Below are 19,099 nucleotides of genomic sequence, written 5' to 3' on the forward strand. Positions count from 1 at the left end.
CACCTTTCCTAACGTTGGTTGCGCGCCCGCCGCCGTGTCTGGTCCAGCCACACGGCGGCCACCAGCACGATCGCCACGGCGATCGGCTGCCAGAACTCCTTGACCCCGATGATCACGAGGCCCTTCTCCAACACGGCCGGGATGAACACGCCGAAGACCGTGCCCAGCACCGAACCCATGCCGCCGAAGATGCTCGTCCCACCCAGGACGACGGCGGCGATCGCGTTCAGGTTGTCCGTCTCGTGGCCGGTGACGACCGCGACGCGGAAGAACGCGTTGCCCATGAACCCCGCGAGACCCGCCAGGGTGCCCGCGAGCAGGTACACCTTCGTCAGGTGGCCGCGCACCGAGATGCCGACGCGCCTGGCCGCCTCCTCGTTCGAGCCGACCGCGTAGGTGTACCGGCCGAAACGCGTGGTGGACAACAACAACGCGCCGAGAGCGGTGACGATCGCCGCGACGATCACGATGTTCGGGATGCCGAAGTACGTGCCGGAACCGAACGTCGTGTTCAGCTTGTCCGGGATGCCGGAGACGTTGGAACCGTTGTTCAGCAACAAAGCCGCGCCCTGCGCCGCACCGAACGAACCCAGGGTCACGATCAGCGGCGGAATCTTCGCCCGCGAGATCAGCAGACCGTTGAGCAGGCCCCAGACCGCGCCGCTGACCACGGCGACCAGCAGGCCGAACGCGATCACGCCCCAGCCGGCGTTCGTCGCGTCGCCACCGGACACCGAGTTCATCGCCAGCGCGCTCGACACGGACGCGAACACCAGCACCGAGCCCACGGACAGGTCGATGCCGGACGTGATGATCACGAACGTCATGCCGACCGAGAGCACCAGCAGCACCGCGGTCTCGGCGAGCAGGAACTGCAGCGTGGTCACCTGGAAGATCGCGTCCGGGCGGATCGCGCCGAACGTGGCGACCAGCACGAGCAGCACCAGCCCGATCCAGAGCGTGTTCGCCCCGGTCAGACGCTTGAGCAACGGGGTGCGCTGCTCGTCCGGCAGAGTTGACATCGTTGTCTTCTCGTCCGTGCTCATTACGCCGCGTCCTCCTGAGTGAGCGCGCCGGTCATCGCGCCGACGAGCTCTTCCACGCTGGTGTCCGAGGCCTTGAAACGGGCCACGCGCCGGCCGAGGCGCAGCACCTCGACGCGGTCGGACACCGACAGCACCTCGGGCATGTTGTGCGAGATCAGCACCACCGCGACGCCCTCGTCGCGCACGCGCTTGATCACTTCCAGCACGCGTTCCCGTTGCACCACACCGAGTGCGGCCGTCGGCTCGTCCATGAACACGAGCTTCGACGCCCACGCCACCGACCGCGCGACCGCGACGGACTGGCGCTGGCCACCGGACAGCGCCGCGATCGGCACGTCGATGCTCTGCAGCGTCGCGCCGAACCGGGAGAAGTGCTCGGCGGCCTGCCTGCGCATCGCCTTCTTGTCCAGCACGCCCAGGAGGCCGAGGACGCCGGGCTTGAGGATCTCCCTGCCCAGGAACATGTTCGCGGCCGGGTCGAGGTCCGGCGCGACCGCGAGGTCCTGGAACACCGTCTCGATGCCCAGGTCGCGGGCGCTGTTGGGGGAGTCGAGCACGAGCGGTTCGCCGTCGAACAGCAGCGTGCCGCCGGTCGGCTGCTCCACCCCGGACAGGCACTTCACCAGGGTGGACTTGCCCGCGCCGTTGTCGCCGATCAGCGACACGACCTCACCGGGATGAGCGGTGAACGCGGCACCGCGGAGAGCTTCCACGGTGCCGTAGTTCTTCGTGAGATCACGAGCCTCCAGCAACGGCTGGCTCACGGAATCACATCCTCCACAGTGGACAAAACGGGTGGACGGCAGCGGATCGCCACCAGGTCACCGGTCAGACCGAGCTCGCCGGCCGCGTGCGGCACGACGACGGTGCTGCCCTTGTGCACCTCCAGCTCACCGAGCTGGCCGGAACCCTCCAGCACGACCACCACGGCGAACGACGGCTCCAGTGCGAAGGAGCCCTCCACGTGCAGGCGGTCGGCCTGGAAGAACGGGTCCGCGTCGTGGCCGAGCAGATCGACCGACGGCGCCCACTTCTCGGACGTCTGCCGCACCAACTCGTCGAGCTTGCCGCTCCAGCCCCGCCGGTCCACGCAGTCGAGCGCGACGTCGTAACCGAGGCCGAGGTGGCCGATGTCGCCGTTGGCGAGGAAGCCCTGCCACTCCAGCGTCACCGAGAAGTCCGTGGGCTGCTGCAGTTCGACGATGAACACGCCCTCGCCGATCGCGTGCGGCACACCGGCGGGCACGAAGACCGTGTCGCCGGGCCGGACGCAGACGGGGTTGAGCGCGTCGAGCATCGCCGTCGTGTCCTGCGTGGCGACCCAACCGGCGACCACGTCGGCAGGCACGTCGTCGCGGAATCCGATGTAGACGGTCGGGGTCGACCCCGTCGTGCCCACGACGATCCACGCTTCCGTCTTGCCGTGGCGGCAGTTCAGGTGAGAGGACGCGAAGGCGTTCGACGGGTGGCAGTGCACGGGCAGGCGCTGGCCCGCGTCGAGCAGCTTCACCAGCAACGCCGTGTCGCCGCCGAACTTGGCCGCGTGGTCCGCGCCTAGCCACCCCGTCGGGTCGGCTTTCACCGCGTCGCGCAGGAGCACGCCGTTTGGCAACGTTGTCAACCCGGCGTCGTCGCGGCCGTAGAGCGTCGTCGTCGACGCCACCCAGTCCTCGGGGCCGAAGTCGCCACTGGTTCCGCCGCGCAACGCGGCGATCGCCTCACCGCCGCGGTAGAACTGCTTCGGCTGGTTGGCGGGCAAGTTGACAGGCTGGTGGAGAACACCAGAACTCACGCGTGGACCTCCCCGGATCCTCGTGGCACCAAGCGCACCGGCAGCACGACGCGGCGCGGTGGTGAGTTGTCGCCGTCCAGTCGGGCGAACAACAAATCGGTGGCCGCCTTGCCGAGCGCGCTCGCGTCGTGCGCGATCACGGTCACCGGCGGCGACAACAGGTCGGCGAGTTCGAAGTCGTCGAAGCCCACGAGAGCGGGCCTTTCCGCGACGCCCGCGAGCGCGCGCAGGATGTACACGGTGATGCGGTTGTTGCCCGCCACGATCGCCGTCGCGGGCTCCCGCATGCTGTGCAGGCGCTGCAACGTGGTCCTGACGCTGCTTTCGTCGTGCGGCCCCATCGCCACGAGTTCCTCGTGGTAGCCGATGCCCGCGCGCACGCAGCCCTCGCGGTAGCCGCGCAGGCGCTCGTTGGCGGTGAAGATGTCCGGCGCGTCCCCGAGGAACGCGATGCGGCGGTGCCCGTGCGAGGCCAGGTGCGTGACCGCCTCGACGGTGCCACCGATGTTGTCCACCAGCACGGTGTCGGCCACGACGTCGCCCGCGGGCCGGTCCAGGAACACCACGGGCGTGCCCGCGCGCATCTCCGGCACCAGGTAGCTGTGCTGGAGGCCGGCGGGCACGATCAGCAGCCCGTCGACCCTGCGCGAGCAGAACTCCAGCGCCAGCTCGCGCTCGCGGCTCGGATCCTCGTCCGACGACCCCGAGATCACCTGTCTGCCGCGCAAACGGGCGATCTCCTCGACAGCGCGCGTCACGCCGGAGTAGAACGGGTTGCCGACGTCTTCCAGCACCAGCCCGATCGTGCCGGTGGACGAGCCTCGGCGCAGGTTGCGGGCACTCAGGTTCCGCCGGAACCCGAGCTGGTCGATGGCCGCCAGCACGCGCTCGGCGGTGGACGGGTGCACGCCCGGCTCGTCGTTGACCACGCGCGAGACGGTCTTGATGCTCACGCCCGCGAGCCGCGCGACGTCGTTCATCGTCGCGCGACGTACCTTGCGCTGACCGGCTACGGGCCCGCTGGGGGACAACGTTGTCATAGTGGGCGTATCTCACCCCGGCCTTACGCCCTTGTCAACCGTTTCCTTACCGGTCAAGGGCGCTGCCCCGCGTCAACGCCCATGGCTCACAGCGCCGCCTGAGACGCGACGAGCCGGGTCATGTGCGAGGACGGCGTGACGCCCAGTTCGCGGTGCAGGAGCGCGCGGTACTGCTGGTAGTGCCGCAGCGCGGAGCCGTAGTTGCCCTGGGCGAGATGTGCCGCGATCACCGTCCGGTGCGCGGTCTCCCTGACCGGGTCGATGGAGATCGCGGTGAAGGCGGCTTCCAGTGCGGCGAGGTGCGCGCCGGCCGAGATGAGGTGCTGGGCGACCGCCTCCAGCGCGTGCAGCCGGACCTGCTCCCACCGGCGTCGTTCGGGGGCCAGCCAGTCGTCGGTCCAGTAGGGCAGCAGGTCGCGGGACAGGGCACCGACCAGGTCCTCCGCTCCGGGGGTGGCGGAGCTGACGACGAGATGCGCGGTCTCGACCGCCCGGCAGAAGTCGACGGTCAGCGCGGGCGACAGCCGCAGCCGGTCCACCGAGGGCTCGACCACCGGCCGTTCGGTCGCCCGGCGCAGGTGCCACAGCGCCTGCCGCACGTTGGCCGTCGCCCGTTGCCTGCGGCACTCGGGCCACAGCTGCTCGGCGGCGGCCTGCCGGCTCACCGCGTCGCCGTGGTGGATCGCGAGGTAGGCCAGCAGCCGCTGCGCGCCCTTGGGCAGCACGACGTCACCGCATCCGGCGAGCAGCTCGAACCGGCCCAGCAACACCAGATGCGCGTCATCGGCTTCTCTCATCGCGGTTCCTCCCTCGGCCGTCCCGAGCATCACCCGGCGCCGTCTCCAGGGCATCTCTCACCCACCTGTCGCGGTGTCCTGCCGACTGCCGGTCGGCGGTGGGCACTCAGTCGTGCGGACTTGACCACCACCCGGTCGGGAACGGGCGGCGACGGCGCGTCGCCGGTTCCCCTGCCGTTCGCCCGGCACCCGTAACGCCAATGGCCCAACGGAACCCGCTCGGCCCAGTCCAGCCCATCGAGTGACGCCGACGGCGCGGTGACGGCGGTGCGCGCGTCGCGAAGACCTGCCGGAGACGGCCGCCCCGGAGCGTGTGCAGCGGGCCGCCCAGGCCCGGACGACATCCAGCACAGGAGCGCGACCATGACGGACGGACAGATCAAGAGCGTCGACATCCGGATCGCCCCGGAGGACCTCAAGACCCTGAAGGACAGCGGCTACAAGCTCTGCTTCGCGAAGAAGGTCAACGAGACCTACAACGTCGTCTGGCAGTCCGCGGACAGCTACCTCCACGAGAACACGTTCTCCTGGCAGCCGCTCTACCACCTCTTCGGCAGCAACACGTTCCAGGGCAACGTGAGCGTGCGCGTCGCCACCAACGAGGTCGCCGTCGGCCTCGGCGACCAGTCGACGCTGGACAAGGAGGGCATCCTCGGCGATGCGGTCACCGGCGGCCCGAAGACCGGTATCACGCTGGTCAACGAATTCGGCAAGATCCACCCCGGCCTGTCGGCGTACTCGACGGACATCAACGGCAACAGCACGACGACCCCCATCTACGTCGCCGAGAACCCGATCGTCTCGGGCAGCGACCTGCTCACACCGGTGGAGGCCGTGCAGGTGTGGTTCGAACAGGACGTCGCCACGGGCACGATGTTCAGCGCGGCCAGGTCCAACGCCGTCGACATCGACCTGACCACGACCAACTCGGCGATCCGGCTCTACAGCGGTGGCGCGTGGACGACACCGAAGTCCAGCGCGCTCTACGTGGACCCGGTGACGATCCTGACGATCGTGGCCGGCCTGACCGCGGCCGTCATCGTCCACGACCTCGCGACGAAGATCGCCTCGAAGCTGACCGGCGTCTACAAGGACATCAAGGTCGACGTGACGGCGGCGGACGGCAAGAGCGTCAAGATCGTGTACAGCGAGCTGCCGCGCCTCACCGGGGCACGGCAGGCTCAGACCCGGTTGTTGCTCCAGAACCCGACCATGCTCGACCAGCTCTCGGAGTTCACCCTGGAGGCGTTCGCGCAGCTCGGCGTGGGGTACACGACGCTGAACGCGATGTCGGCCCGCTGACGGCACCGATGTCCGGAACCGGACAAGTGATCGTCAAGGGCTTGACCTGGACCGTGTGCGCTCAGCGATGATCTGGTGACGGACAGCGTTCTCAGCCCGCGCGGGTCCGGCGAGTAGGCCCCCGGGCCGGGGTGCGCATGCGGCGGCGGTCGCACCCCGGCCCGGTCCCTCCCGGCAACCACCCGACCGGACCACAGCGCCACCCCACACCACCCCAAGATCCCAACTAGGGTGAAAGTCGTGGACGCACTGGATCCCATTGAGTCGGTCAACACCTTCATCGGCACAAAGGACGAGGGCAACACGTTCCCCGGCGCGTCCATGCCGTTCGGCAAGGCGCATTCCAGCCCGGTCGGCTCCCACTACGCCGGCTACCGCTACGACGACCAGCAGATCCGGGGCTTCGGGCACTTCTTCCTGTCCGGCGCGGGCTGCTGGGAGCAGGGCGGACTGGTGCCGATCCTCCCGGTCACGCAGCTGCCGCAGATCTTCGACCACAAGCGGTACGCCAGCGGCTACACGCACGACGGCGAGATCGGCAAACCCGGTTACTACAAGGTCAAGCTGGACCGGGACATCACCGTCGAGTGCACGGCGACCACGCGCGCGGGTGTGGAGCGGTACACGTTCCCCACCGGCGTCCAGGGCACGCTGCTCGTCAACGTGGGCCAGGCCAACGACAAGGAACCGGTCAGCGCCAGTTCCGTCAGGGTCGTCGGCGACCGGACGATCGTCGGAACCGTGGAGACGCAGGCGTTCTGCGGCGGCCGCCCGTACCTCACGCACTTCGTCACCAGGTTCGACCGCCCGTTCGCGCAGTTCGGCACGTGGGGTCCGGCAGGATCCAAGCCGGGCCAACGGGATTCCGCCGGCGGCGCCGGGCTCAGGGGCGCCTGGGTGACGTTCGGCCCCGGCCCGGTCACGGCGACCACCGCACTGTCCCAAGTGGATGAACAGGGCGCGGCGAACAACCTGGAGACCGAGACCGGCGGCAGGACCTTCGACGACATCCGCAACGAGGCGCAGGAAGCCTGGCGCGCGGAGCTCGGCTGCATCGAGATCGAGACCGACGACTGGGACGAGCGCGCGGTCTTCTACACCGCGCTCTACCACGTGCTGCTCCAGCCGCTGACCGGCAGCGACGCGGACGGCAGGTACCGGGGCTTCGACAACCAGGTCCACCAGGCCGACGGCTGGACCTACTACGAGTACTACTCGCTGTGGGACACCTACCGCGCGCACAACCAGCTTCTGGCGCTGCTGCGCACGAAACGCTCGCAGGACATCGCACGGAGCATCCTGGCCATTCACGAACAGGGCGGCTGGCTCCCGCGTTGGGCGTACGCGAACCAGGAGACGAACTGCATGACCGGCGACCCGGTCACGCCGTTCCTGGTCGACCTCTGGCGCTTCGGCCACCTCAAGGGCTTCGAAGAGCAGGCGTACCAGGCGTTGGTGCAGAACGCCGACGGCGTCCCGCCGCAGAGTTCCCGTTTCCAGGGCAGGTCCGGCAACCCGAACTACCTCGCGAACGGATTCGTCCAGTACGACAAGCGCTTCCCGAAGAAGGGCCAGGACACCGATCCGCACCACGGCGCGTCGGCGACCCTGGAGTACGCGCTGGCCGACGCCACGCTCGCGATCATGGCCGCGGAACTGGGCCACGCCGAGGACGCGGAACGGCTCCGCAAGCGCGGCCTCAACCACCGCACCCTCTGGGACAACAGCGTCACGGACCGGGGCTTCACCGGGTTCCCGCGACCGAAGCTGCAGGGCGGCGCGTGGCTCACCCCGTTCACACCGCAGGGCCCGGAAGGGTTCCACGAGGGGACGGCGTGGCAGTACCAGTGGCTCTGCCAGCACGACATCACCGGCCTGATCACGGCGCTCGGCGGCAAGGCCGCGGCCGAGGCGCGGCTGGACGACTTCTTCGCGTACCCCGATCTGCTGGTGGACCCAGCGAGGACCGTCCGCGAGAAGTGGGTCGTGGGGCCGTACGACTACTACAACCAGTTCAGGTACAACCCGAACAACGAGCCCGATCTGCACGCGCCGTGGATGTACGCGCTCATCGGCAAGCCGGAGAAGACGTCGGTGGTCGTGCGGGCCGCGCAGACGTTGTTCGTCAACGGACCGGCGGGTGTCACGGGCAACGACGACCTCGGCACGATGTCGGCCTGGTACGTGTTCAGCGCGCTCGGGATGTATCCGGCCGTGCCGGGGACCGGCGAGTTCGTGCCGCACGCTCCCAAGTTCACGAAGGCCGTGGTCCATCTGGAGAACGGCAAGGACATCGTGATCAAAGCAGAGGCGGCCGACGTCACGAAGACGCAGGTGGTGCAGCGAATTCGCAGCGGCTGGCGCTCCAGGACGAAGGATCGGATCGAGCTCGTGGAACTGCGTTCGGGGACCACGCTGGAGGTCGACCTCCGCACACTTTCCAATTGAGACGTCGGAACGGTCGTAGTCTCGTGCGATGGGCATCTGCGCGAGCTGCGGCACGGGCTTCGCGCCCCTGCCCTCGCGGGCGCGCTATTGCTCGAACGCGTGCCGTCAGCGCGCCTACCGTCAGCGTTCCGCCGGAACGTCCACTGTGGTCACGGAGCTGCCCCGCTACGACGACGCGTTCGTCGGCAGGGAGAGCGAGCTCGCGGAGCTGCTTTCGTTGCTGCGCAAGCACAGGATGCTCACGCTGGTCGGACCGGGCGGGGTCGGCAAGACGAGGCTCGCGGCCGAGCTCGCCGGACGTGCCAGACGCACCGAGGTCCGCACCGTCGAGCTGGGCAGGCTGAGCCGGCCGGAACAGGTGGTGCAGGCCGTCGCGGAAGCCGTTGGGGTGTACCAGCACGCGGGTGTCGCGCTGCGGACCACGTTGCTCCAGGAACTGACCGGCCGCCGAATCTTGCTGCTCGTCGACAACTGTGAGCACCTCGTCGAAGAATGTTGTGCCGTCGTGGACGCGCTCCTGTCGCGGTGCCCGCACGTTCAGGTTCTCGCGACCAGCCGGGAAGCGCTGAGATCCGTCGGCGAGGTCGTCTATCCGCTGCACGGCATGGAAGCCGACGCGGCGAAGTTGTTCGCCGAACGCGCCGGAGCCGGCGGTGACCACGACGCCATCGCGGCGATCTGCACTCGCTTGGACGGCCTGCCGCTGGCCGTGGAACTGGCCGCGAAACTCTCTCGATCGGTGCCGCTGCCCGAGCTCGCGGACCGCCTCGACCACCGCCTCGACCTGCTGAGCGACGCCGGCGAGCAGGTGCGGCACCAGAGCCTGCGTGCGGCCATCGCGTGGAGTCACGACCTGCTGACCGCGCCCGAGAAGGAGCTGTTCCGGCGGCTCGCGCTGCTGCCCGGCGGGTTCGGGCTGGAGATCGCCCAGGTCGTGCACGGCGGCGCGGTGATCGGCCTGCTCACGGCGTTGCAGGCGAAGTCGTTGGTGGTGCGGGAGAACGACGGCCGGTTCCGGATGCTCGAATCGGTTCGCCTGTACGCCGCTGAACGGCTCGAAGAACACGGCGAGCACGAGGTGACGGCCGAACGGATCGTCGAATGGCTGTGCGAGAAGGGCGAACCCGCCGTCTCGTCGTCGATCCTCACGCCGGAGCAGGTGAAGGCACAGCACCAGGAGTACGACAACGTGGCGTACGCGTTCGCCCATCTGGTGGTATCGGAGGACGACCGGCGGCTGATGCTCGCCACGATGCTGCTGCGGGTGTGCTTCGACCGCGGCTACTTCGCCGAGGCCGGCGCGGTGCTGATGCAGGTGCTGGACCAGTCGCCCGCCGACGCCCGCTACCGGATCCTCGCGCTGGAGTACGCGTCCCTGCTGGCGGGCCACGACCAGCGGCACGACGAGGCGGTGAAGTACGCCATCGAGGCGGTCGAGACGGCGGAGGCCGGCGGGCAGGACCTGATCAGGTGCCGCCTGTTCCGGACGTTAGCGAGCGCTTACGACGGCATGGGCGACGTGGCGAACACCGCGTGGGCGTTGCGCCGATCGATCCAGCACGGCGTGCGCAACGGCAACGACGTGAGTGTGGCCGTGTCCAGCCAGAACCTCGGCTGGCGGCTGCTCGTCCAGGGTGACGTGGACGCCGCCGCCGTGCTGATCGAGGGCGCGTTGCCGGTGCTCAGACTCCATGCACGGCAGGACGTCGTGGCTGTCGCGGTGCACACGTGGGGCTGCATCGCGTTGGAACGGGGGGATTTGGCGGCGGCCGGCGCCCGGTTCGCCGAGAGCGCGCGCATGACGGCGACCACGCCGCGGGCCGTGCTGGAGTCGGTGGAGGGCCGCGGCCTGGTCGCGATGCTGTCCGGACGTCACGAGCTCGGCGTGCGACTTCTGGCAGCCTGTCAGCAGATGCGCACGTCGTGGGTTGTTCCGTCCGAAACGTGGTGGCGGCGGAAGATGGACGCCGCGCTCGACCTCGCGCGGGAATCCTTGTCTCCGGCGGCTTTTCAGCGGGCGCTCGGCGCGGGCCGGGCGATGGACGTGCGGCACGCCCTGGAAACCGCGCTGGACAAGGAGATCGTGCAGCGCCCGGTGCTCAGCGACCGGCAGCGGATGGTCGTCGAACTGGTCGCACGGGGTTTGACGAACGCGCAGGTAGCGGCCACACTCGGCATCTCGCACCGCACCGTGGAATCCCACGTGCACAACGTGAAAACGGCGTTGAATCTTTCGTCTCGCGCACAGCTCACGGCCTGGGCCCAGTCGCACTGACGCGTCCAACTGAGACGTAACGCTGCGGTTCATCCGGATGACTTCGCGCCCCCTGCCGTTCATTGTGAGGACGACTACGGAAGGGGAGGGGTGACGTGGAACCGTTCCGCCTGCTGCACCCCGACCTCGTGCCCCAGCAGCGCGAGTCGCTGCAGCACGCCGCGTCCACGCTCGTCCAGATGGGGCTCGACGACACCGTGCTCTCGGCGTCGCCCGTGCACCAGCGCCTCGCGCGCGTGGTGCTGGCGAGCAGCGGCGTCATCGAGTGGACGCCCGGCTACTGGGTCCAGGACGACACCCTCGACGAGCGCTTCGGCGTCGTCCGGGTCGGTGGCGACCGCGGCGGGATCTTCCTCTCCGGCGTCCTGATCGCCTACCTCGACGTGCTGGAGAACGCGGCCAGGATGGGCACCTCGATCACCGAGGACTCCTGGCGCACCCTGCTCTGGGCCCCGACCGCGCTCTTCGACCACGTGCTGCGGCGTCCCCAGGTCGGCATGACCGTCGTGACGCCCGGTTGCGGCGCCGAGGACCTGCCGTTCGAACGCACCCAGGCCGGCCAGCGCCTCTACCTCGCGCTGATGCAGGCCGTCCGGTTCGCCGTCACCGGCGTGCTGCGCGCCCAGGACGACCGCACGCTCGTCGAGGACTGCGTGACGCTCGCGACCGCGTGCCTGCGCGCCGCGGCGGTGGCGCTCGCGTTCGCCTGCGACGTCCCCGGCGGCCTGGCGCTGCCGGTCGTGGAGACCGCCGAGCACCGCTACCTGTGGCAGGTGATCGGCGAGGTCCGCGCCGCGGTTCCGCGCGCTCGCTTCGAGCAGTTCGCGGCGGCTCTACGCAGGTTGAACGACGCGTACACGGCGTGTCCACTGCTCGTCGCAGGCGGCTGACCCACTTCGTCTCGACTTGGCTCCGACTTTCGTCGTTTCGCCACGCGAACCGATCAGCGCTGACCTACCGTCACGCCCATGACGGAGGAACGGTCGGCGGTCGTGGTGCGGGACATCCGCAAGAGCTACGGCGACCTGAAGGCGGTGGACGGGGTTTCGTTCACCGTGGCCGAAGGCGAGTTCTTCGGCATCCTGGGGCCCAACGGCGCCGGGAAGACCACCACGCTGGAGATCGTCGAGGGGCTGCGCAAGCCCGACAGCGGTGAGGTGCGGTTGCTCGGCGAGAGCCCGTGGCCGCGCAACGTGAAGTTGTTGCCGCGCATCGGTGTTCAGCTGCAGGCGACGTCGTTCTTCGACAAGCTGACGGCCAAGGAGCAGCTGCAGACGTTCGGCGCGCTCTACGGCGTGAGTCACGGCACGGCCGCGGACATGCTGGAACTGGTCGGCCTCGCGGACAAGGCGAACGAGCAGGAGAACAAGCTCTCCGGCGGTCAGCGCCAACGGCTTTCGATCGCGTGCGCGCTGGTGCACGACCCGGACATCGTGTTCCTCGACGAACCGACCGCCGCCCTCGACCCGCAGGCCCGCCGCAACCTCTGGGACGTCCTGCGCGCGATCCAGGAGCGCGGCAAGACCATCGTCTACACCACGCACTACCTGGACGAGGCCGAGATCCTCTGCGACCGGGTGGCCATCATGGACACCGGCAGGATCCTCGCGCTCGACCCGCCGGCCGTGCTGGTGCGCGGCCTCGACGCGCCGACCCACGTGACGCTGCAGAAGGGCGTTCTGTCCGTTGTGGACGCTTCCGCGCTCGACGGTGTCGACGAGGCGCAGGAGGACGAGGTGTCGCTGACGCTCTCCACGCGCCGCCCCGCTCCCGTGCTGTCCGCTTTGGCCGAACGGGGCGCGCTCGACGGACTTCAGGTCCGCACGGCCACCCTCGAAGACGTTTTCCTCAACCTGACGGGTCGGGAGTACCGCGCATGACCGCGTTCAAGACGCTCTCGGTGGCGATGCTCAAGGGATTCCTGCGGGACAAGGTGACGTTGTTCTTCACCTTCCTGTTCCCGTTGATGTTCCTCGTCATCTTCGGCCTGATCCTGCGCGACGTCGGCGCGGACAAGACGAGGATCGCGGTCGTCGGCGACGGCCCGATCGTGTCCGCGCTGCGCGACAGCGGTGCGTTGGAACTGGAGCCGTACAACGACGAGAACTCCGCGGTGCAGAAGGTGAAGGACGGCGACCTGCCCGCCGCGCTGATCATCCGCGGGCAGCAGCTCGACGTGCGGTTCGCGCAGAGCGACCAGGTCAAGTCCGCGACCGTGCTCGGCATCATCAACGGGTTCGTGGACAAGGCGAACCTCGCCGCGACCGGTCAGCCGCCGACCTTCACGTTCGCCGCGGAGAAGGTCGAGGACGCCTCGCTCAAGCCGATCCAGTACCTGACGCCGGGCATCCTGTCGTGGGGTGTGGCGGTGTCGGCGGTGTTCGGCGCGGCGCTGACTCTCGTGTCGTGGCGCCGCAAGCAGGTGCTGCGGCGGATCCGGCTGGCGCCCGTCTCGGCGGGTTCCGTGCTGTCGTCGCGGATCCTCGTCAGCGCCGGCGTCGCGCTGGTGCAGGGCGCGACGTTCATCGGCATCGCCTCGCTGCCGGTGTTCGGGCTGAAGCTCTCCGGGCAGTGGTGGCTGGCGATTCCGTTGCTGCTGCTGGGAACCATCGCGTTCTTCGCGCTCGGCATGCTCGTCGGCGCGTTCGCCAAGACCGAGGAGGCGGCGTCGGCGGCCGCGAACATCGTGGTGCTGCCGATGGCGTTCCTGTCCGGCACGTTCTTCCCCGTCGACCAGGCGCCCGCGTGGCTGCAGACCGTGTCGAAGATCTTCCCGTTGCGGCACATGAACGACGGCATGCTCGACGTGCTGGTGCGAGGCAAGGGGATCGAGGCACTCGCGATGCCTGCGGCGATCCTCGTCGGGTTTTCGCTGGTGGTCGGATTCATAGCCTCCCGCGTCTTCAAATGGGAGGAATAGGACAGGGGTGGTTGCCGTGTGCCGCCCGTCACGGTTCATGATGGGGAACCATGACGTTCTCCAGCGTGGTCGGACGGTTCCGCATCCTCGCCCTGGCCGAGGCCATCTCCTGGGCGGGCCTGCTGCTCGGGATGTTCTTCAAGTACGTCGTCGTGCAGAACGAGATCGGCGTCAAGGTCTTCGGCCCGATCCACGGCCTGATCTTCGTCGGCTACGTGCTGGTGACGCTGATGGCCGTTGCGCCGCTGAAGTGGGACGCGCGCACGACGGTCCTCGCGCTGTTCGCGAGCATCCCGCCGTTCGGCACGGTGATCTTCGAGCGCTGGGCCTCGAAGACCGGCCGCCTCAGCGAGCCGGCCGCCGAACAGCTCTGAGCTCCGCTTCGGGGTAGCCCGTGTGGTAGATCCGCTCGGACTGCTCGACGTTGTCCAGGAACTGCTGCGCCTTCACCGCGTTGTGCAGGTGTGACGCGGCGCGGGCGACGTCGAGCGCTTCGAGCGGCCTGCTGTCCGGTCTGAGGGCGAGCCACGCCTCGCTCCACACGCGGCGGACGTGGTCGTGGATTTCCGGCCGGGTGAACTCGATGATCCGGCAAGCGTCGAGCGCCGGGTGACCCCAGACCGCGTCGGCCCAGTCGATGATCGCGCCCGTCCTGTGCCAGTTACCGGGGTGGAAGTCGCCGTGGGTGAGGGTGTCCGGCAGGCCGAAGCCCGGCATCGGCACCGCGGTGGAGCGGATCCGCGGCTCTCCTGCCAGCGCGTGCTGCACCGCCACCCAGCGCGGCACGATCCTCTCGACGTCCTCGGGCGTGACGTCCCAGCAGTTGCCGCCCGGTTCGTCGCCGAGCAGAACCCGTTGCGGCGCCGAGGCGATGAGCTTCGGGACCAGCGTGAGGTCGACGTCCGCGACCATCTCGATCACCGCGCCCTCGTCGCTGAAGAACGGTGGCACGGCCTTGAGCCACACCGGTCCGTCCGCGGTGGGCAGGCGGTGCACGACCGACATGCCCCAGGTGCGCACCTGGACGGCGGGCCCGGTGCGGCCGACCTGGGTGTCGGCCCACGCGACCAGTTCCGACGGGCCGCCGCGGCGTGCCCACGGCATCCGGTGCTCCGCGTCCTGTTCCGGCTCTTCCGCCGCGTGGAACTGCGCTCTGCCGGGTTCGCCCAGCGCCTCGACGTGATAGGTCACGAAGCCGCCGCACGGCCTGTCGCCACCCTCGGCCGAGATCAGTCGCAGCACGTGCGTCGGGACGCCGAGCAGGTGTTCCAGGGCGTCGTTGACCGGTTCCACGTGGTACCAGTCGAGCGTCGGCACCTCGAACGCGTCCAGGCGGCCCGCGAACCCGCCGGGCGCGCTGACCAGGGCGGTGACCGTCCTGCTCATCCGGCGACGAGCCTCAACGCCTCGCGGAGTTCGACCTGCGGATCGCCCTCGTGGTAGATCCGCTCGGACTCCTCGATGTTGTCGAGGAACTCCTGGTACTTCACCGCGTTGTGCAGCCGGGACGCGCGGGGTGCGATGGCCAGGGCTTCGAGCGGCCTGCTGTCCGGCCTGAGCGCGAGCCACGCCTCGCTCCACACGCGCCGGATGTGGTCGTGCAGTTCGGGCTTCGCGTACTCCATGAGCCGGCACGCGTCGAGCGCCGGGTGCCCCCAGACGGCGTCGGACCAGTCGATGACCACGCCGCTGCTTCGCCAGTTGCCGGGGTGGAAGTCGCCGTGCGTGAGGGTTTCGGGCAGACCGAAATCCGGCATCGGCACCGCGGACTGCTGGAGTCGTGGCTCGCCCGCGAGCGCGTGCTGGACGGCGACCCAGCGCGGCACGACGTCGTCGACCTGCTCGGCGGTCAGCTGCCAGCAGTTCGCGCCGTCGGCCTGGCTGAGCAGCACGCGTCCCGGTGCGCCGGCCAGCACTTCGGGCACCAGCGTGGGGTCGTGGGCGGCGACCGTCTTGATCACCGCGCCCTCGTCGGCGAAGAACGGTGGCACGGCCTTGAGCCACACCGGTCCGTCCGCGGTGGGCAGGCGGTGCACGCTCGACAGGTTCCAGGTCCGCACCTGGACCGCGGGGCCGGTGCGGGTGATCACCGAGTCAGCCCACTCGACCAGTTCGGACGGACCGCCCAGACGTGCCCACGGCAGGCGGTGCTCGGCGTCGGGTTCGGGTGCGTCGACAGGTTCCAGAAGGCTGTGATCAGGCTCTTCGTGCGCTTCGACGTGGTAGGTGACGATGCCGCCGAACGGCACCTTGCCGCCCTCGGCCGAGAGCAGCCGCAGAACGCTCGTCTCCACACCGATCAACTCCCGCAGAGCGGTGTTGATCGGCTCCACGTGGTTCCAGTTCGGTGTCTCGACCGGGATCGCTCTGGTGCGCCCGCTGAATCCGCCGGGGGTGCTGACGAGTGCGATGATGGAGCGGTCCGGTCGATCCCACATGGGCCCATCAGGCCACAGATCGGCCTGCGCTCCCAAACGGTTTTCTCAGTCCTCGAAGTCGCCGCTCGCCCGGCGGACCTTGGCGAGCAGATCCGTGAGCTGTTCGGTCTGCCGGTCGGTGAGGCCCTTGAGCCCCAGGTTGACGTCGACGACGGCCGCGGTCGCGCTCTCCCGGCGCTGCAGGCCCGCGTCGGTGATCTCGACCAGCGTCGTGCGGCGGTCGGTCGGGTGCGGTGTGCGGCGGACGAGTCCGTCGCTCTCCAGCCGGTCGACGATGTTGGTCACGCTCGTCGGGTGCAGCTGCAGGCGCTCGCCCATGACCCGCATCGGCAGCGCGCCCTTGCGGGAGAAGTACAGCAGTACCAACGCCTCGTAGCGCGCGAACGTGAGTCCGTGCGGCTTGAGGGCTGCGTCCACGGCGGACTGGATGATTTGCTGGACACGCATGACGCTCGTGACGGCGGCCATCGACGTGGAGGAACCCACCCGGTCGTCCCACAGTTCGGCCGCGCGGGCGATCGGATCGAACGGCAGCGGTGTCATGGGCAACGAAGCTACCAGTCAGTACTACCCGTGGATCATCAGGAGGCACGTGTGCTTGTCGCGTTCAGCGTCGCTCCGTCCGGTTCGGACGAGACAGGAGGCGTCGCGAAGGCCGTCGCCGAGGCGATCCGGGTCGTGCGGGAGTCCGGCCTGCCCAACGAGACGAACGCGATGTTCACTCTGATCGAGGGGGAGTGGGACGAGGTGATGGACGTGGTCAAGCGCGCGACGGAAGCCGTGCAGGCCAGTGCCTCGCGCGTGTCTCTCGTGCTCAAGGCGGACATCCGGCCCGGCTACACCGGTCAGCTCAGGGCCAAGGTCGACCGGATCGAGGAGCACCTCTCCGACACGCCCTGATCCGATCCGGTTCCGGCACGTCTCCTCGGATGGCCGAACGCTCTACGCCGGCCCGGTGAGTGCACCCGTGCAGCGGCGTTCGCTGGGTTAGCGTGTCGGGCGTGGACGCGAGACAACTGTGGTTGCGGTTCGAGCCCTACCACGACGTCACGTACTTCACGCCCGAATCCCGCGCGGCGACCGACGCGCTGGGCTGCAAGGGCGGCTGGATGGGCTACTTCGGCATGCGCGCCGCACCGCTGGGCGCCGCGTCGCCGGAGCTGGTGACGGCGGTCTTCTACAACTTCGCGCCGCGCATGGTCTCCCGTGCGCTGCCGGACGCGTGGGCGGTCGCCTCGCCGTCCGAGTACCTGCGTGTTCGGCTGGCGGGTGCGGACGGCGCGTTGCGTCGTCTGCTGGGTTCGGTGGACACGCCCGAAATCGCCGAGGCTGCTGCTTTGGCTCGTGTGGCCGCTATGGCGGCGCCTCTCGCCGGGCGTCCGTTGGCTGCCGCGAACCGTGCGCTGCCGTGGCCTGCCGAGCCCCACCTGGAGTTGTGGCACGCGTGCACGATCCTGCGCGAGGCCCGCGGCGACGGTCATGTCGCTGCGCTGGTGGCCGCCGGCGTGGGACCGTGCCAAGCGCTTGCGCTCTATGCGCGTGAGCATTCCCTCGATCCGGCATACATGCGCACCGCGCGTGGTTGGACTGTCGAAGAATGGGAAGCAGTGGAAGGCCTGCCCGGTGACCTTCCATCGGTGGAACGAGCCACGGACTCGGCCGCTCTGAGTCCGTGGGAAGCACTGGGTGAAGTTGGTACGACGCGGTTCATCGACCTGATGACACCGCTGGCTCTACGCATCGCCTCAGCCAACGAGGCGATGCGCGTCAACCCGATGGCCCTGGACCCGGTCCGGGAACTAGCCGTGCCAGGATGGAACACGTGACAAGGCCTGATCCTCGCAAGACCGCCGCACTGTCCGCCGCGCTCTCGGGCGCCGTCGATCTCGGCGCCCTGAAGGCCCGCGCCGACGCTGCCCGCACGGCCGCCGCCACGCCGGCCGCCGCCGGCGCCTCCGCTCCCGACAACGGCTCCGTGCCGTGGATCGTGGATGTCACCGAAGCCTCGTTCCAGGCTGTGGTCGAGCAGTCCCTGCAGGTGCCCGTCGTGGTGCTGCTCGGGGCCTCCTACAGTCCTGAGTCGCAGCAGCTGGCTTCGTCTTTGACCCGGTTCGCGTCCGCTTCCGGTGGGGCGTGGATTCTTGCCCGCGTCGATCTGGAGGCCTCGCCTCGGATCGGGCAGGCGTTCGGGGTGCAGTCCGTGCCCACGACCGTCGCCGTTGCTGCTGGTCAGCCCATTGACGCTTTTGCCGGGCCCATTGACGACGGTGAGTTGTCGCAGTGGATTGCTCGGTTGTTGGATGCTTTGCGGGAGCGGTTGCCTGGGATTCGGGCCGGGGAAGCTCGGGCCGGGTCGCCTGTGGTGGCTGAGGACGAGGTTGTCGAGGATCCTCGGATTGTTGCTGCTGAGGAGGCCTTTGAGCGTGGGGATTATGTTGCCGCTCAGGGGTTCTACTCGGAGATTCTGGCTTCTGAGCCTGGGCATGAGCTGGCCAAGGAAGGGCTTGCGCAGGCTCGGTTTGCTGAGCGGGCTGAGGCTGTTGATCCTGCTGTGATCGCCAAGGCTGATTCCTCGCCTGAGGATGTCGACGCTCAGTTGGCTGCGGCTGATGCTGAGGTTGCCGGGCAGTTGGTCGACGAGGCGTTTGCTCGGCTTGTCGGTACTGTTCGGCGGGTTTTTGGGGATGATCGGGATCGGGTTCGGGTGCATTTGGTGGGGTTGTTCGAGTTGTTCCCCGCCGATGATGCTCGGGTTGCTGCTGCTCGGCGGAGTTTGGCTTCTGCGTTGTACTAGCGTTCCCCGGCTTGCTTGCGGCCTGGTCGCTTTGCGTGCTTCCCCTGGGGGCTCTGCCCCCAGACCCCCGGCAATCTGATCGGGGGGTCCGCGCCACACGCGGGTAGATGGCACGCCTGTTGCTTTGGGCGGCCGCCGGTTGGTTAGAGGGTTGCGTTGGCGGTGGGGTCCCGTCACGAGCCGCACCAAGAGCGGGCCACATGCAAGAAGGGTTGTCAAACGGACGAAAAGCGTGTCCGTTTGACAA

18 protein-coding genes are annotated in these 19,099 nt (G+C 68.9%); 10 read left to right on the forward strand and 8 right to left on the reverse strand.

Annotated features, from left to right (window positions below; translation table 11 throughout):
• Positions 1-8: 8 nt before the first annotated feature.
• The 5 genes from ACIQF0_RS36710 to ACIQF0_RS36730 all read right to left on the reverse strand — a co-directional run bounded on the left by ACIQF0_RS36710 (position 9) and on the right by ACIQF0_RS36730 (position 4,675).
• Positions 9-1,046, reverse strand: a complete 1,038-nt coding sequence (locus tag ACIQF0_RS36710) for an ABC transporter permease (protein ID WP_401037510.1) — start codon at positions 1,044-1,046, stop codon at positions 9-11.
• Positions 1,046-1,810, reverse strand: a complete 765-nt coding sequence (locus ACIQF0_RS36715; protein ID WP_401037512.1) for an ATP-binding cassette domain-containing protein — start codon at positions 1,808-1,810, stop codon at positions 1,046-1,048. Before ACIQF0_RS36715 ends, ACIQF0_RS36710 begins: the two co-directional genes overlap by 1 nt.
• Positions 1,807-2,805 carry a class I mannose-6-phosphate isomerase gene (locus ACIQF0_RS36720; protein ID WP_401037514.1) on the reverse strand — a complete coding sequence of 333 codons (999 nt, stop codon included), beginning with the start codon at positions 2,803-2,805 and terminating at the stop codon, positions 1,807-1,809. The genes ACIQF0_RS36715 and ACIQF0_RS36720 overlap by 4 nt, the downstream gene beginning before the upstream one ends.
• 29 nt (positions 2,806-2,834) lie before the next feature.
• Positions 2,835-3,818 (reverse strand): LacI family DNA-binding transcriptional regulator, encoded by a 984-nt coding sequence (locus tag ACIQF0_RS36725; protein WP_330272916.1) that lies wholly within the window; start codon positions 3,816-3,818, stop codon positions 2,835-2,837.
• 146 nt (positions 3,819-3,964) lie between these two features.
• Complete coding sequence (locus ACIQF0_RS36730; RefSeq protein WP_401037517.1) at positions 3,965-4,675, reverse strand: BTAD domain-containing putative transcriptional regulator; 711 nt, start codon at positions 4,673-4,675, stop codon at positions 3,965-3,967.
• Between the two features lie 363 nt (positions 4,676-5,038).
• On the opposite strand from ACIQF0_RS36730, the gene ACIQF0_RS36735 reads away from it, so the two are divergent.
• The 7 genes from ACIQF0_RS36735 to ACIQF0_RS36765 all read left to right on the forward strand — a co-directional run bounded on the left by ACIQF0_RS36735 (position 5,039) and on the right by ACIQF0_RS36765 (position 13,994).
• Positions 5,039-5,977, forward strand: coding sequence for a hypothetical protein (locus tag ACIQF0_RS36735; RefSeq protein WP_401037519.1), 939 nt, complete (start codon positions 5,039-5,041; stop codon positions 5,975-5,977).
• A 240-nt stretch (positions 5,978-6,217) separates the two neighbouring features.
• Positions 6,218-8,425, forward strand: coding sequence for a GH92 family glycosyl hydrolase (locus tag ACIQF0_RS36740; protein ID WP_401037521.1), 2,208 nt, complete (start codon positions 6,218-6,220; stop codon positions 8,423-8,425).
• A 28-nt stretch (positions 8,426-8,453) separates the two neighbouring features.
• Positions 8,454-10,700 (forward strand): ATP-binding protein, encoded by a 2,247-nt coding sequence (locus ACIQF0_RS36745; RefSeq protein ID WP_401037524.1) that lies wholly within the window; start codon positions 8,454-8,456, stop codon positions 10,698-10,700.
• A gap of 95 nt (positions 10,701-10,795) precedes the next feature.
• Positions 10,796-11,590 carry a hypothetical protein gene (locus ACIQF0_RS36750; RefSeq protein ID WP_401037526.1) on the forward strand — a complete coding sequence of 265 codons (795 nt, stop codon included), beginning with the start codon at positions 10,796-10,798 and terminating at the stop codon, positions 11,588-11,590.
• Between the two features lie 78 nt (positions 11,591-11,668).
• The gene (locus tag ACIQF0_RS36755; RefSeq protein WP_401037528.1) at positions 11,669-12,580 is read left to right on the forward strand and encodes an ABC transporter ATP-binding protein; all 912 of its coding nucleotides are present in this window, start codon (positions 11,669-11,671) and stop codon (positions 12,578-12,580) included.
• A complete protein-coding gene (locus ACIQF0_RS36760; RefSeq protein ID WP_401037531.1) occupies positions 12,577-13,620 on the forward strand; it encodes an ABC transporter permease in 1,044 nt (347 codons plus the stop codon). The genes ACIQF0_RS36755 and ACIQF0_RS36760 overlap by 4 nt, the downstream gene beginning before the upstream one ends.
• Before the next feature lie 50 nt (positions 13,621-13,670).
• Complete coding sequence (locus ACIQF0_RS36765) at positions 13,671-13,994, forward strand: DUF3817 domain-containing protein (RefSeq protein WP_093592884.1); 324 nt, start codon at positions 13,671-13,673, stop codon at positions 13,992-13,994.
• Here the strand turns inward: ACIQF0_RS36765 and ACIQF0_RS36770 are convergent.
• The 3 genes from ACIQF0_RS36770 to ACIQF0_RS36780 are packed head-to-tail and all read right to left on the reverse strand — an operon-like array spanning position 13,966 to position 16,601.
• Complete coding sequence (locus ACIQF0_RS36770) at positions 13,966-15,006, reverse strand: phosphotransferase family protein (protein ID WP_401037534.1); 1,041 nt, start codon at positions 15,004-15,006, stop codon at positions 13,966-13,968. The two genes, ACIQF0_RS36765 and ACIQF0_RS36770, sit on opposite strands and share 29 nt — an antisense overlap.
• Positions 15,003-16,058, reverse strand: coding sequence for a phosphotransferase (locus ACIQF0_RS36775; protein ID WP_401037536.1), 1,056 nt, complete (start codon positions 16,056-16,058; stop codon positions 15,003-15,005). Before ACIQF0_RS36775 ends, ACIQF0_RS36770 begins: the two co-directional genes overlap by 4 nt.
• A 45-nt stretch (positions 16,059-16,103) precedes the next feature.
• A complete protein-coding gene (locus ACIQF0_RS36780; RefSeq protein WP_093592887.1) occupies positions 16,104-16,601 on the reverse strand; it encodes a MarR family winged helix-turn-helix transcriptional regulator in 498 nt (165 codons plus the stop codon).
• Between the two features lie 51 nt (positions 16,602-16,652).
• Between ACIQF0_RS36780 and ACIQF0_RS36785 the strand changes: the two genes are divergently transcribed.
• The 3 genes from ACIQF0_RS36785 to ACIQF0_RS36795 all read left to right on the forward strand — a co-directional run bounded on the left by ACIQF0_RS36785 (position 16,653) and on the right by ACIQF0_RS36795 (position 18,852).
• A complete protein-coding gene (locus tag ACIQF0_RS36785) occupies positions 16,653-16,958 on the forward strand; it encodes an MTH1187 family thiamine-binding protein (RefSeq protein WP_401037539.1) in 306 nt (101 codons plus the stop codon).
• Positions 16,959-17,059: 101 nt separating this feature from the next.
• On the forward strand, positions 17,060-17,884 hold the full coding sequence (locus ACIQF0_RS36790; protein WP_401037541.1) for a hypothetical protein: 825 nt from the start codon (positions 17,060-17,062) through the stop codon (positions 17,882-17,884).
• Positions 17,881-18,852 (forward strand): tetratricopeptide repeat protein, encoded by a 972-nt coding sequence (locus ACIQF0_RS36795; RefSeq protein WP_401037543.1) that lies wholly within the window; start codon positions 17,881-17,883, stop codon positions 18,850-18,852. The genes ACIQF0_RS36790 and ACIQF0_RS36795 overlap by 4 nt, the downstream gene beginning before the upstream one ends.
• Positions 18,853-19,099 lie beyond the last annotated feature (247 nt).

Origin of the sequence: Lentzea sp. NPDC092896 (assembly GCF_044754905.1) — a bacterium.
GTDB lineage: Bacteria > Actinomycetota > Actinomycetes > Mycobacteriales > Pseudonocardiaceae > Lentzea.

Coding starts and splice junctions, on each gene's coding strand:
- ACIQF0_RS36770 (WP_401037534.1), bottom strand. CDS start 15,006: ATGAGCAGGACGGTCACCGCCCTGGTCAGCGCGCCCGGCGGGTTCGCG.
- ACIQF0_RS36765 (WP_093592884.1), top strand. CDS start 13,671: ATGACGTTCTCCAGCGTGGTCGGACGGTTCCGCATCCTCGCCCTGGCC.
- ACIQF0_RS36775 (WP_401037536.1), bottom strand. CDS start 16,058: ATGTGGGATCGACCGGACCGCTCCATCATCGCACTCGTCAGCACCCCC.
- ACIQF0_RS36745 (WP_401037524.1), top strand. CDS start 8,454: ATGGGCATCTGCGCGAGCTGCGGCACGGGCTTCGCGCCCCTGCCCTCG.
- ACIQF0_RS36730 (WP_401037517.1), bottom strand. CDS start 4,675: ATGAGAGAAGCCGATGACGCGCATCTGGTGTTGCTGGGCCGGTTCGAG.
- ACIQF0_RS36780 (WP_093592887.1), bottom strand. CDS start 16,601: ATGACACCGCTGCCGTTCGATCCGATCGCCCGCGCGGCCGAACTGTGG.
- ACIQF0_RS36725 (WP_330272916.1), bottom strand. CDS start 3,818: ATGAACGACGTCGCGCGGCTCGCGGGCGTGAGCATCAAGACCGTCTCG.
- ACIQF0_RS36755 (WP_401037528.1), top strand. CDS start 11,669: ATGACGGAGGAACGGTCGGCGGTCGTGGTGCGGGACATCCGCAAGAGC.
- ACIQF0_RS36760 (WP_401037531.1), top strand. CDS start 12,577: ATGACCGCGTTCAAGACGCTCTCGGTGGCGATGCTCAAGGGATTCCTG.
- ACIQF0_RS36710 (WP_401037510.1), bottom strand. CDS start 1,046: ATGAGCACGGACGAGAAGACAACGATGTCAACTCTGCCGGACGAGCAG.
- ACIQF0_RS36735 (WP_401037519.1), top strand. CDS start 5,039: ATGACGGACGGACAGATCAAGAGCGTCGACATCCGGATCGCCCCGGAG.